Below are 12,688 nucleotides of genomic sequence, written 5' to 3'. Positions count from 1 at the left end.
CCGGGCGGTTCCCGGTTCCTGTGGGGCCGGGCTGGTCAGAACGTGAGGGTGCGTCCTTCGGGGGCGGTGGTGTAGGCGACGCCGTCGACCTTCAGCCCGTCCGCGTTGACCAGGGTGATGGTGCCGCCGCTGTTGCCGAGCGCGACCGGTGCTGGGACGGGGATCCGCACCGCGTCGCCGGCGGGAAGCACCGGGCCGGTCAGGCGGGCGCGGTGGCTGGCGCGGTCGAGCAGGGACCAGCCGGCCAGATCGACCGGTTCGGCGGTGGTGTTGAGCAGCGTGACGGTTTCGGCCTCCGGGGCGGGACCGAGCGGGTTGACCAGCGCGGCAATGATGCGGATCTGCCGGTCGGGCTCGCCGGGGGCGGGGTGGCCGGCCGGGCCCGCGGGCGGAACGCCGACCAGGGTGTGGCCGGTGCTGTCGTCGGTGTGCCACATCTGGTTCTGGAACGCGAGGAAGATCGCGACCCATCGGTCTGCGAACGCGAGCAGGAGCCCGCCGTCCTGCCAGACACCGTCATCCCGGGTGAACTGGCGGCTGTTGCCCTGGTTCATGTGGATGTCGTGGACGCCGTTCCCGGGAAGAAATCCGAAGATCTTGTCGGGGGTGGTGGGTTCCGGGCCCCAGCGCTCCCCGAAGGCGTACAGCCGGGCGGTCGAATCGGCCTCGGCGCGTTGGACGTAGTGGTCGAGCTTGTCCGCCAGGTCGTTGTCGGGGCCGGGCTTGTCCGACGGCAGTGCGCGCAGGCTGGTGCGGTCGAACAGGTTGCCGCGAATGAAATCCAGCGCGAGCCCACCCGGTGTGCTGTCCAGCGGGTTGAATCCGTCGGGCAGGGCCGCCAGCCCGGGCAGGATCGGATGGGCGAAGGCCTCGGAGGCGGTGTAGAGAAGCTCCGCCGGGGCCTGGGAGGACAGCACGTTGACCGCCACCCGGAACATTGTTCCGGCCGCGTCCACCTCGATCTGGTAATGCGGGCTGTCCGCGCCGCCCTCGCGGCGGTGGTCACGTATGCGGCCGGCGAGAACTCCGTAGGATTTCAACGGCATGACAACCTCCACCTGATTTTCCCCGTGGTTGCAACGCTCACGCGGAGCGTAGCAGCACCACCGAGGGCCGAAGACCTCGGCTACCGCGTATCACGCGCCAGGAAAATGCATGTGCGCAATCGCCCGACCTGCTTTCGTCCGCAGAAATTCAGGGAGCGTACATTCTCAGGAAACCTGTGATTTCTACGAACGCAGCCGGGTCCGGAGGACGTCCAGCTCGGGGTCGGTGATGCCGTGGGCGGCGGCCCAGCCGGTGGCGCCGCCCCACTTGTCGTCGAGCCGCTCGAAGAACGTCCACATGGTTTCCGGGCGGCAGCTGATGTCCCGCCTGGCCGGCCGGCTGCCGTAGGTGGGCAGTGAGGCGAGCCGTTCCGCGATCAGTGGCAGCCGCTCGTTGGTGAGGACGTAGTCGTCGACGATCGCCGACCGCTCCACCCCCGCGATGTCGAGGACGAGCGCGGCGAGCACCCCGGTGCGGTCCTTGCCGGCAGCGCAGTGGAACAGCGCCGGCAGCTCCACCGGCCGGGTGAGCAGCCGGACGGCGTCCGGCGCCTCGCTGCCGGGCCGGAGCAGATAGTCGAGGTAGTGGTCGGCGACCTCCTGCTTCGACCGGCGCTCGACGATCACCTTGTGCTCCGGGTCGCCGGGAACCAGGTAGGAGTCCGGCACGAACGCCAGGTTGTGGTAGCGCACGTCGGTCTCGGCGAGCAGGCCACGGCCTTCCGCCGCTGCCTCCCTCGGGGTGCGCAGGTCCAGCACGGCGCGCAGGCCGATCCCGTCAACCAGCCGCCGGATGTCGTCCAGGCTGAGCAGCTGCACTGTGTCGGTCCGGAACAGCACACCGCGGGCGGTCCGGCCGCCGCCCGTCAGCGGCAGACCGCCGAGGTCCCGCGCGTTCACACACCCGTCGAGCTGGATCCAGCGATCGGTCACGAGCCCCATTCTGCCCTGACCCCGGGTGCGAGCCGGGTGAATCTGGAACCAGCATTCCGTACCGGCCGGACGTCGCGCGCGACTCGGGGTGACGGGTCAACGCGACTCGGCCGGTGATCGAGTCGATCACCGGCCGAGTGCGGTGTTTGCGCTGCCCCGTGCGCGCTACCTGCGCGCGCTCCGCGGGTTTGTCATTCGTCCTGTCAGGGCTTCGGGGCCAGTGACGGTGTGGGGGTCGGTACCGGGGTCGGGGTTGGGGTTGGAGTGGGCTCCGGGGTCAGCGGGACGGTCGAGATCGCAACCGCCGCCGGAGATACAGCCGCGGCCGAAGCGGTAGTCGGCGCCGCAGCCGCAGCCGCAGCCGCAGCCGGGGTGCTGGGAGGCGTCCAGGTGATCGTGACCGCACCGTTGCCGTCGTTGACCGTGCCTGAGTTGACTCCGGCGGTCAGGATGGCGTTCACGACGTCCGACGCGGCGAACGAGCTCCCGCCACCGCCGCCACCGCCGGCACCACCACCGCCGCCGAAGGCGCCGCCGCCACCGCTGCCGCCGCCGCCAGCGAAGTAACCGCCGCCACCGCCGCCGCCCGCGCCACCGCCGGAAGTGGTGGCGGTCGGGTTCTGGCAGGGCGGGACGTACACCCCGTTGCAGGGCAGGTTGCCGGCCCCGCCGATCCCGCCGGCCCCGGCAGCGGCGTCAGCGCCGTCCCCGGCGCAGCGCGGATCGGTCAGCGGGTCGCTGGGCGGGGGACTCCCGGCGCCGTGCCGGCAGGCGTTCAGCCCTCCGATGCCGCCGGCCGTCTGGGTGCCGCCCTTGCCGGAGAATCCGGCGTTGCCACCATCGACCGTGGTCCCGCCGTCGGCGCCGGCGTCACCGCCACCGGAACCGCCGGCCCCGCCGAGCGCGTTGCCCTGGCCCCCGGTGCCGCCTCCGCCGCCGCCGCCGCCCGCGCCGACCAGCATCCGGGTGGACAGGTCACAGGTCAGCGCGGCACATCCCGCCGTGGCCAGACGGACGTCCGAGGAGCCGCCGCCGCCGGAACCGTTACCGCCGTTGAAGGCCGTTCCGCCGTTCGCGCCGGAGCCGTCGCCAGGCCCGCCCGGCACGCCGCCGGTGGACCCACCGAACCCGCCGAGTGCGCCGGAACCGCCGGACGGGCCGTTGCTCATCCCGCCCGAGCGTGAGGCACCGGTGCCGTTGGCGCCCTTGCCCGCCACGTCCACCTGCAGGACCTGGCCGCTCGTGAGGCCCGTCAGTGTCCCGGATGCCTGGCCACCGCTCCCGCCGGGACGTCCGGTGATGTCACCGGTCGGCGAACCGCCATGAGCGGCGTCGCCGGCGATGAAGTAGTGCCCGCCCTGGGCGCCGGTGACGACGACCTCGACCGAGCCCACGCCCGCGGGCACCCGGAAGGTGTCCGATCCAACGGAGTGATACGTGCAGGTCAGGGTCGTCGTCCCGGACAGCACACCGGTGCTCCCGCACACCGGTGCCGGGGTGATCGCGATCCCCACCGGCCGGTCACCCACGGGGATGGGGGTGCCGGGGGCCTTGGTGGCCAGATCGATCGGCGTCACCGTGTCGCTGTCGCGGTTGACCGCGTAGGCGGCCACGCCGTCCGRCGTGATCGCGATCGCGAACGGCAGGGTGCCTCCGGTGGTGATGGTGGCACCGGGGGTGTTGGTGGCCACGTCGATCGGCGTCACCACGTTTTCGCGCTCATTGGTGACGTACACGGTTGTGCCGTCGGGCGTGATCGCGATTCCGACCGGGCGGTCACTGACCTTGATGGGGGTACCGGGGGTGTTGGTAGCCACATCGATCGGTGTCACCGTGGCACTCTCGGCATTGGCGTTGTCGGTGACGTACGCGGTTCTGCCGTCCGGCGTGATCGCGATCCCCTGCGGGTTGTTCCCGGCGGGGATCGGGRTGCCGGTGGTGTTGGTGGCCACGTCGATCGGTGTCACCGTGCCGTCGGCGGAGTCGGTGACGTAGGCGGTCCTGCCGTCGGGTGTGATCGCGACACTGTGCGCGTTGTCCCCGACCGGGATGTTGGCGCCGGGGGTGTTGGTGGCGACATCGATCGGCGTCACGCTGTCGCCGACGTTGTTCACCACGTACGCGGTCCGGCCGTCGGGAGTCACCGCTATTCCGAACGGGGACTCGCCGACCGGGATCGCGGTACCAGGGGTGTTCGTGGCCGCATTGATCGGCGTCACCGTGTTGTCGGACCGGTTCGTCACATAGACGGTCCTGCCGTCAGGCGTGACCGTGATTCCCCTCGGGGTCTTACCGACCTGGATCGGGGTACCGGCGGTATTGGTGGCCACGTCGATCGGGGTCACCGTGTTACCGAAGTTGTTGATCACGTAGGCGGTGGCCGCCGCCGGCTTCGGACCAGGCCCCTGGGTCGGCTCCGTTGTCGGGGTCGTTGTCGGTTCCGGTGTCGGTGTGGTCGTCGGTCCCGGGCTCGTTGTCGGCTCCGGGGTTGTTGTCGGTTCCGGCTCGGTCGGGTGCGTGGGCTTGGGCTCGTTGGAGCTGCCCCACGTGATGATCACCTGGCCGTTTCCGTTGTTGACGGTTCCGGTGTTGATACCAGCGGTCAGGAGGGTCGAGCTGATGTTCGCGTTGGATGCGGCGAAGGAGCTTCCCCCGCCGCCACCGGCACCTGCTCCGCCGCCGCCGATCGAGAGGCCTCCGCCACCCGAGCCGCCACCGCCGCCGAAGTAGCCGCCACCACCGCCGCCACCGGCGCCACCACCTGAGGTCGGATCATCGGGGTTCCTGCAGGGCGGGTTGTGCACACCCAGGCAGGGCTGGTTTCCCGCGCCCCCGACGCCTCCCGTGCCAGCGCTACCGGCGCTGCCATCGCCGCCGAAACGCGGATCGTCGGGCTCGGGAGCGGGCGGAGTCGCGTGCCGCCCGGCGTTGAGACCCGCCGCACCACCCGCGGTCTGGGTTCCACCGCCCCCAGGAGTCCCCGGATGGCCACCGTCGACGATGGCGCCACCAGCGGCGCCGGCGTCACCGCCACCGGCACCGCCGGCCCCGCCGAGCGCATAGCCCTGGCCCCCGGTGCCGCCACCGCCGCCGCCGCCCGCGCCAACCAGGGCTCGAGCCGACAGGCCGCACGTCAACTTTGCGCAGCCGCCGGTAGCGACCCGTACATCCGAGGAGCCGCCGCCGCCGGCACCGTTGCCACCGTTGTTGCTCGAGGTGCCGCCAGCAGCACCGCCGGCGTCACCCTTACCGCCCACGACACCACCGTTGGAGCCGCCGAACCCGCCCGCGGCACCCTGCCCGCCGGACGGCCCGTTGTTCTTTCCACCAGACCGGCTCGCCGCAGTGCCGTCAGTACCCTTGCCGGCGACATCGACCTGCAGCACCTGGCCTGCGGGCAGACCCGATATCACGCCGTACGCACGGCCGCCGGCCCCACCCGGACGGCCGGTGATATCGCCCACCGGCGAGCCACCGTGAATGTCGTCACCGGCGATGTAGTAATGACCACCCTGGGCGCCGACAACCGTGATCTCGACCCATTTTGTGCCGCTGGGAACGGTGAAGGTGTCCGAACCGACGGTGCTGTAGGTGCAGGTCTTCTTGTTGAGGACACCCGAGCTGCCGCAGGCTTTTTTCGGAGAGCCACCCGCCGGAAGGTCCGGCACGCAGCTGGTCAGCGTCATACTCAGCAGAACACCCAGCACCGAAACAGACCACGCGAATACGCGACGATTACGTATGACGATCATCCCCCTCTGGTAAAACATTCATGAACCATGAGAACTCGCCGGCCCGGCCTCGCCGGCCCACCGCGACGCCGGGCCGCCACCGCCACCGCGAACGCGGCAGCGTTCCGTCATTGCCGGCACTGCCCCCCGGTGTGGTGCCGGCAGTGAGGTCGTGGATGCCGTGGGGCGTGGCGATCGCCACGATCGCCGCGCTCCTCGGTGAGAAGGCGTGCGCCGGGAACGGCGCCGGCTGTCCCGTGCCGCGCCCGTGCCGTGCAGTGCCGTGCCGTGCCCGCACCATGCCATTGCCGGCCGCCGGCCGTTGGCCGCGTATCGCCGGGCCCCTTTTCTTCTTCGTCACGTCACGCGGCGCAGGGCCGGGCGGGCCGTGCTCGCTGCCATGCCCGCCCGGGGTCCGGGGCTAAAGGTGTTTTCAGACTCCGTCGTCGGCGCACAGCGCCCAGACGTCGGAATAGGTGCTCGGCGAGCTTGAGCCCCCGGTATGGGTGAAGGCCGTCCAGTACGCCGCCGTGGTGGTCCCGTCGCTGACCGGGTTGCCGCTCGAATCGCTGGGGAAGCTTCCGTTGAGGTGGTCGCCGCCCGAGCCCGGTCCGGTGAAGTTGGTCGTGGTGACGCTGCCTCCGCTGATGGCGGCGCCCCCACTGATCAGTTTCCCGTCCCCGCCGGAGCAGCCGACGGTCGCCTTCTGGCCGGTGCTCGCCGTGGTCGGGCCGCTCGCCTCGCTGAAGCGGACCTTCACGGTGACGCCGCTGACGTTGATGTTGTTTCCGCTGCAGATCGCATATGCATAGGTGTAGTTGGTGCTGTTGCTGCCGTTGGCCCACCCGACAGCGGTCCAGGAATCGGGGTTGGTCTCACCGTCGGCCGCGGCTTTCTGGCCGTAGTTGTGGGCGGAGTTGTTGAAGGTGGGGAAGCTGGCGATCGGCTTGAAGTTGCCGATGGTGCCCGGGGTGGTGCGCGCACCGCCGCCGAGCAGGACCGTGTTCGCCGGGCAGGTCGCGGTGACCAGGCCCACCGTCGTCGCGGTGGTGGGTGCGTTGGTCTTGTTCATGACGACCTGGGTGTGGTTGATCAGATTGCTGGTGAAGCACACCGCGAAGGGCGTGGTGGAGAAGCCGCTGTCGACCTGGCCGCCGCTACCGCCGATCCCGAGCCAGTGCGTCACATCGGTGCCGACGACCCCGGTGGAACCGGTGTATTCGGTGGTGCCGTCGGAGCTGGGTGAGGTGCCCTTCACGTGATTGCCGTTGCCGCTGCCGGTGGCCTGGTTGATCCCACCGCCGGAGATCAGGCCGCTGCTGCAGTCCGCGTGGGTGGAGATCTCGGAGTTGGCACTCGCGGGACCGCTGGTAGCCCCGGGTGTCTTCACCGTGACGCCCACCGTGTTGGCGTGTGCCGCGCCCGGGAAGGCCACGGCCAGCGCGGTGCCCAGGACCAGTGCTGTTGCCGCGGCGTGCTTGCGCACGGACAGATGTGATCTCACGTTGACCTTCGCGTCAGGGGTGCGCGATGCGAGCACATGTGCCCGTCCACACCGGGGGTGACAGCTTCTGCGCTGGTGGAGCGCAGGGCGTGCGACGCTGCACGGGATCCGCAGATACGGAGCCATCGGCGACTATAGGCCGTATTTGCGCAGGACTTGTGGCAGTTGTGTCGACTTGAAGCAAGGAGGTTGCAAGCCGTCGATCAATTGCCCGGAGTTGTCCGTTTTGTCCAGTGGTGCGCCGGATCTTCTCCCGGCACCGCCCCCGGACGGGCGACACCCGCAGAACGGGTCATGTCACCGACTGGGGCCAAGCCCTTCCCGAACGGCGGCTCGGACGAGGCGCACGAGCCAGGTGGCGGCGTTCGTGGCACGGTCGGCGTCGAAGTGCCAGACCGTGGTCAGCCGCTCGAAGGAGGGCACGCTCCACAACACGTCCAACATCGCCGCGGCGGTCTCGCGATCCTCGTCCGACCAGCCGTCCGCGGACTCTGTCACCGCGGCGATCAGCGCCGCTCGCCGGCGTTCGTCGGCCGCCGCGAAGGTGGGGTCGTCCTGTGTCGGCGGACTGATCGGGAAGGACGCCAGATAGGTGAACATGCGCCGGATCAGGTCGTCGAACGTATCGAGCTGAAGGTCTTCCAGCTCGATGTCGGCCTCCTCCTCCAGGCGGCGCATCACCGCCTCATGGAGCCGCCGGTCGGTGGCGAAGTGCCGGTAGACGGTGGTCTCGCTGACTCCGGCGCGACGCGCGACCGCCCGCACCGTCAGGTCGCGCCAGTCCCAGCTGGCGAAGCCGTGGACCATCTCGGCGCCGGCCGCGACGATGCGGTCACGGGTCTGGGCCGCCTGCTGGCGACGTGTCGGGCTCTCGTACGGGCGCCGCTTCGGCGGGGGTGCGTCCATTTCTTCCGCCGTGCCCGACTCGCCGCGGTCGGGGTCACTCACAGGTGCCGACCGCCCGGCCGTCCGACATCGTCACCCATCCTTGCGCACCGGAGTAGCGGGGGCCGGCGCCGCTGGTCGGCTGACCGCCGCTCCCGAACGCGACTCTAGTTGCCTCGTGTCGTGTCGTGCCCTCCTTGCCGGGGGCGGCCCGACGGGTGCCTCCCGCGATGGGAACGGTGATCGAGGCTGAGCGGCAATTCGCGTGTGATGTCTAACGCGAATTGCGCTATGCTGCGTCCGCCGACGATCAGGCTCGCTCTCCCGCCCCGGCTGTGCGACCTGCGACCGGATGTCCACACGAGAGGGGACCGAGATGGAAAGCGCGCCTCCGGCCTTACGCATACCGGCGGACTGGGACGACGTCACCGCGGAGTGGATGACCGCGGCCCTGGCCGCCGCCTTTCCCGGCGTGAAGGTCCGTACGGCGGACCTCGTGCTGCGGGACGACGGCACCAACCGGCGCGCGCGCTTCGCGCTCTCCTACATCGGCGAGCGAGGTCCGTCCGCTGTCTTCGTCAAGGCTGCCGACCCGGCCCACGCGAAGCTCAACGCGATGACCGGCGGACTGTTCAACGAGACCCGGCTGTTCAGCGCCGGTGTGCGGCTACCGCTGGAGCACCCGGCCGCGTACTGCGCCCTCATGGACGAGCCGACACTCGACTTCGTTCTCGTCATGGAGGACGTCACCATCCGAGGCGCGGAGCCTCGAGACGCGACCACACCCATGAATCCCGACCAGGCGGCCGACGCCGTCCGAAGCCTTGCCCGGCTGCACAGTGCCTTCTGGGGGCATCGCCTCGACCGGGAGGACCTCGCCTGGGTCCAGCCCTTCGCGGCGTGGAAGGGGATGCACGGCATCGAGACCGGCCTGCGCAGGGTCGCCGAAACCGTTCCACCGGCGGTCCGGTCCCTCACCGGCGCGCAGATCGAACAGATGTGGGTCACCTATGTGGGCACCCTGACCGACGGACCCCAGACCCTGCTGCACGGCGATGCCCACATCGGCAACACCTACACCCTTCCCGGAAACCGGGCGGGTTTCCTCGACTGGCAGGTGCTGCGCCGCGGAAATCACGTCATCGACCTGGGCTATTTCGTGCAGAGCGCACTCACCGTCGACGACCGCCGGGCGTGCGAGAGCGACCTGGTCGACGAATACCACCGCGCCCTGGACCTGCCCGCCGAGGAACTGCCGACCCGCGACGGCATCTGGCTCCGCTACCGGGCCTCGGTGGCCCACGGCCTCGCCATCTGGATGGCCACCGCCTCCGCCGACGGATGGCAACGACCAGAGGTGTCCATCCCGCTCGCGCAACGCTACGCGGCCGCGTACGTCGATCTCGACACCGCCGGTGCCCTCGACGCGCTCGCCTAGCCCGATGTCGCCCCGCACCCGCGTCGCCGGTGCGGGTGTTCGGGCCGATGGAGCGGCCGGACGCCGCCGGGCGCGGGGGTACGGCGCGGCGGCGGCGATCGCGGCCGCCGCCGTGCTCGCGGTGACCGCCTGCTCAGGCTCGGCCGGCGACGCCGAGCCACCGGCGGCGACGCCCGCCGGAAGCGCCGCCGCCACATCGCCGGCGGGTGGTGCCACATCCCCTGAGCCGCTCCGGCCGGTGGTGCCCGAGGAGGAGGTCGAAGCCCAGATCAGCCCGGTGTACCGGGGATCGGGCAGCGGAGGGGCGTACACGGCAGACTGCCCCGGCGACCTTCCCAACCAGATGGGCGCCGAAATGAACTGCCTCGCGACCCGCGCCGCGGACAACTCGACATTCAGCATTCACGTCTACGTGTCATCCGTTGACGGCGACCGGACCGACCTGGGCGTCTGGTACTCCGACGTGACGCGGGAGCCCTCCGCCCGCAGGCCGGCAGTCGCACCCTCGTGATCACACCGTGTGAGTGCCGGATGAATGCCATCGGATGACAGTCGGATGAGGGTCGGAGGACGGCGTTGGATATGGCAGGTCCGGTGAGCCGACCGGTACGGGCCCGGTTCCTGGTGGCGCTTCTCCTCCTGTCCGGGCTCGCCGCCTGCGGGTCCGAGGCGGCGGGCGCACCTCATCCGCCGACCGCGGCGCTGCTCAACGCCGCCGGCAGCCAGTCGGTCACCTGCGGGGGAGCCTCGGGTGCCTCGGGTGCCTCGGGCGCGCCTGCTTCGGCCGCAGCCGATGCAGGCGGTCCGCGGGGCCAGGCTCCGCTGCAGCCGTTCTTCACCGACCCGGCGAGCCAGGCGGCCGCCGCGGCCGCGGCGGACCCGGCCCACGCCGATCTGATCGAGCCACTCGTACGGACACCGACCGCCTTCTGGGTCGGAGACTGGCTGCCCGATGTGACGGCGGCGGTGCGCCAGCGCAGCGAGGCCGCGTCCGCGGCCGGCGCCACCGCGGTCTTCGCGATCTACGCGATCCCGCACCGCGACGCGGGCGCGGGCTTCTCCGCCGGTGGCGCCCTGAACGCCGCCTCCTACCGGGCCTTCACCCGCCAGGTGGCCGTCGGCATCGGTCCGAACCATGCGGTCGTCATCCTGGAGTCGGACTCACTCGGCCAGATCGACAGCCTCGCCCCGGCCCTGCAGGAGGAGCGTTACCAGCTCCTGAACGACGCCGTCGACGTCTACGCCGGACTGGGCGGCACCAGCGTGTACCTGGACGGGACGAACTGCGGCTGGACCGCTCCGGCCGCCATCGCCGAACGACTCCGGCGGGCCGGCGTCGCCCGCGCCCGCGGGTTCGCGGTCAACGTCTCCAACTACCACCGCACCGAGGACGAGGTGGCCCGCGGAACCGTCATCTCCGGCCTGACCGGCAACAGCCACTTCGTCGTCGACACGTCCCGCAACGGCCGGGGGCCCGCCGAGGGCATCGAGAACGCCTGGTGCAACCCACCGGGCCGTGGCCTCGGCCCGGCACCGACGACTGATACCGGAAACCCGCTCGCCGACGCTTTCCTCTGGATCAAGACGCCGGGAGCCAGCGACGGGGAGTGCGGTCGAGGCAACCCGCAGGCCGGTGCCTGGTGGCCGGAGCAGGCGGCTGAACTCGTCCGCAACGCGGCCTGACAGGCGGTGATCGGGTATGGATGGCCGCTCGGCGGTCCGTCTGTCCTCGGTCGCGAAAGGCCTACCGCCCGGACCCGCCCGGACCGCCTGGCCGGAAACGGTACGGCCGCTGGAACGCCCGCGGGTATGCCGCTCCCAGATCGCCCACGTTCGTCACACCGGCCGCTTCGACCTTCATCGGTACGTCTCGACCGCTACACCGAAAGGCCCGACGGCCGCCTGCGGGCGGTGGGCAGCAGGGACGGGTACTGGATGAAGTGATCGACCCCGGGCAGGTCCGAGCCGGGAGGCACGATTTCGTCGATGGCGTCGAGCACGTCGTTGCCGAGGTCGACGTCGGCTGCGTCGAGCGCGTCCTCGAGGTGCTTCATGGTCCTCGGCCCGATGATCGTCGAGGTGATCGCGGGATGGCTGGCGACGAACGCCATCGCCAGCTCGGTCAGGGTGAGGCCGGCCTGGTCGGCGACGGCGCGCAGGGCATCCACAGCGTCGAACCGGGCCGGGTCGGCGCGCTCGGCGGCCGAGCTGACCGTGCCCTGCATGAAGGGGCTGGCCGGGTCGTAGCGCGAGCCGTTCGCGGGCTCCTGGCCGCGCTGGTACTTGCCGGTCAGCCAGCCGCCGGCGAGCGGGCTCCACGGGATGACCGCCATCCGGTGCCGCTGGCAGGCAGGCAGCACCGAACGCTCGATCGACCGCGCGAAGATCGAGTACTGCGGCTGCTCGCAGACGAACCGTTCGCTGTTGCGGCGGGCGGCCGCCCACTGGGCCTCGACGATCCAGTCGGCGGGGAACGACGACGAGCCCAGGTAAAGGACCTTGCCCTGGCGTACGAGGTCGGTCAGCGCACCGAGGGTCTCCTCGAGATCGGTGGTCCAGTCGAGCTTGTGGATCTGGAAAAGGTCGATGCGGTCGGTGCCCAGCCGACGCAGACTGCCCTCGACGGCCTGCGTGATCCACCGCCGCGACGATCCCCGCTGGAGCCGGCCGCCCATGGGGAAGTAGCACTTGGTCGCCAGGACCACGTCGTCCCGGCGTCCGGCGACCGCCTGCCCGACGATCTGCTCGGCCTGGCCGCCGGAGTAGACATCGGCGGTGTCGATGAAGTTGATGCCGGCGTCCAGCGCCCGGCTGATCACCCGGACACTCTCGTCGGGATCGACGTTGCCGAGCCGGCCGAAGTTCATCGTGCCCAGGCACTGGCTGCTGACCTCGACGCCGGTTGTTCCGAACCTGCGGTATCTCACGTAGCCCCCGTCACTGGGATAGCTGGATAGCCGGATATCTGGATGGCCGGATAGCTCTGGACAGCTCAGGGGACCTGGACGACGATCCGCATCCGCTGTCAGCCGGGGTGCTTCTCGGCGTAAAGCCGAGCCCATTCCTTGCGGGAGCGGATGGCGGTGTCGACGTCCGTCGCGATGGCGCGCCGGGCACCGACGGTGGCCCGCTCGCGGGGGATCTCGGCGAA

The 12,688-nt window shown here is 70.7% G+C and carries 9 protein-coding genes; 3 read left to right on the top strand and 6 right to left on the bottom strand.

Going from position 1 to position 12,688, the window contains the following annotated elements; all coding sequences use genetic code 11:
* Nucleotides 1-35 precede the first annotated feature (35 nt).
* The 5 genes from CcI49_RS20680 to CcI49_RS20660 all read right to left on the bottom strand — a co-directional run bounded on the left by CcI49_RS20680 (nt 36) and on the right by CcI49_RS20660 (nt 8,162).
* The gene (locus tag CcI49_RS20680; RefSeq protein ID WP_076828828.1) at nt 36-1,046 is read right to left on the bottom strand and encodes a DUF2278 family protein; all 1,011 of its coding nucleotides are present in this window, start codon (nt 1,044-1,046) and stop codon (nt 36-38) included.
* A gap of 183 nt (nt 1,047-1,229) precedes the next feature.
* The gene (locus tag CcI49_RS20675) at nt 1,230-1,979 is read right to left on the bottom strand and encodes a tyrosine-protein phosphatase (RefSeq protein ID WP_241840164.1); all 750 of its coding nucleotides are present in this window, start codon (nt 1,977-1,979) and stop codon (nt 1,230-1,232) included.
* 203 nt (nt 1,980-2,182) lie between these two features.
* Nucleotides 2,183-5,665: a beta-propeller fold lactonase family protein gene (locus CcI49_RS44195; protein WP_277872744.1), complete on the bottom strand. Its 3,483-nt coding sequence runs from the start codon at nt 5,663-5,665 to the stop codon at nt 2,183-2,185.
* Between the two features lie 478 nt (nt 5,666-6,143).
* Nucleotides 6,144-7,214, bottom strand: a complete 1,071-nt coding sequence (locus CcI49_RS20665) for a hypothetical protein (protein WP_054569191.1) — start codon at nt 7,212-7,214, stop codon at nt 6,144-6,146.
* 297 nt (nt 7,215-7,511) lie between these two features.
* Entirely contained in the window at nt 7,512-8,162 is a 651-nt protein-coding gene (locus tag CcI49_RS20660) for a TetR/AcrR family transcriptional regulator (protein WP_083749642.1), read from the bottom strand.
* A 313-nt stretch (nt 8,163-8,475) separates the two neighbouring features.
* Between CcI49_RS20660 and CcI49_RS20655 the strand changes: the two genes are divergently transcribed.
* The 3 genes from CcI49_RS20655 to CcI49_RS20645 all read left to right on the top strand — a co-directional run bounded on the left by CcI49_RS20655 (nt 8,476) and on the right by CcI49_RS20645 (nt 11,220).
* On the top strand, nt 8,476-9,537 hold the full coding sequence (locus CcI49_RS20655) for a phosphotransferase (protein ID WP_054569083.1): 1,062 nt from the start codon (nt 8,476-8,478) through the stop codon (nt 9,535-9,537).
* 4 nt (nt 9,538-9,541) lie between these two features.
* A complete protein-coding gene (locus CcI49_RS20650; RefSeq protein WP_054569084.1) occupies nt 9,542-10,048 on the top strand; it encodes a DUF4333 domain-containing protein in 507 nt (168 codons plus the stop codon).
* A 71-nt stretch (nt 10,049-10,119) separates the two neighbouring features.
* Nucleotides 10,120-11,220 carry a glycoside hydrolase family 6 protein gene (locus CcI49_RS20645; RefSeq protein ID WP_235498211.1) on the top strand — a complete coding sequence of 367 codons (1,101 nt, stop codon included), beginning with the start codon at nt 10,120-10,122 and terminating at the stop codon, nt 11,218-11,220.
* Between the two features lie 194 nt (nt 11,221-11,414).
* Here the strand turns inward: CcI49_RS20645 and CcI49_RS20640 are convergent, their stop codons facing one another.
* Nucleotides 11,415-12,464, bottom strand: coding sequence for an aldo/keto reductase (locus CcI49_RS20640; RefSeq protein WP_076828738.1), 1,050 nt, complete (start codon nt 12,462-12,464; stop codon nt 11,415-11,417).
* Nucleotides 12,465-12,688 lie beyond the last annotated feature (224 nt).

The sequence above is a fragment of the Frankia sp. CcI49 genome, from assembly GCF_001983215.1.
Taxonomy (GTDB): domain Bacteria; phylum Actinomycetota; class Actinomycetes; order Frankiales; family Frankiaceae; genus Parafrankia; species Parafrankia irregularis.
This window is presented reverse-complemented; position numbering and strand designations above follow the sequence as displayed.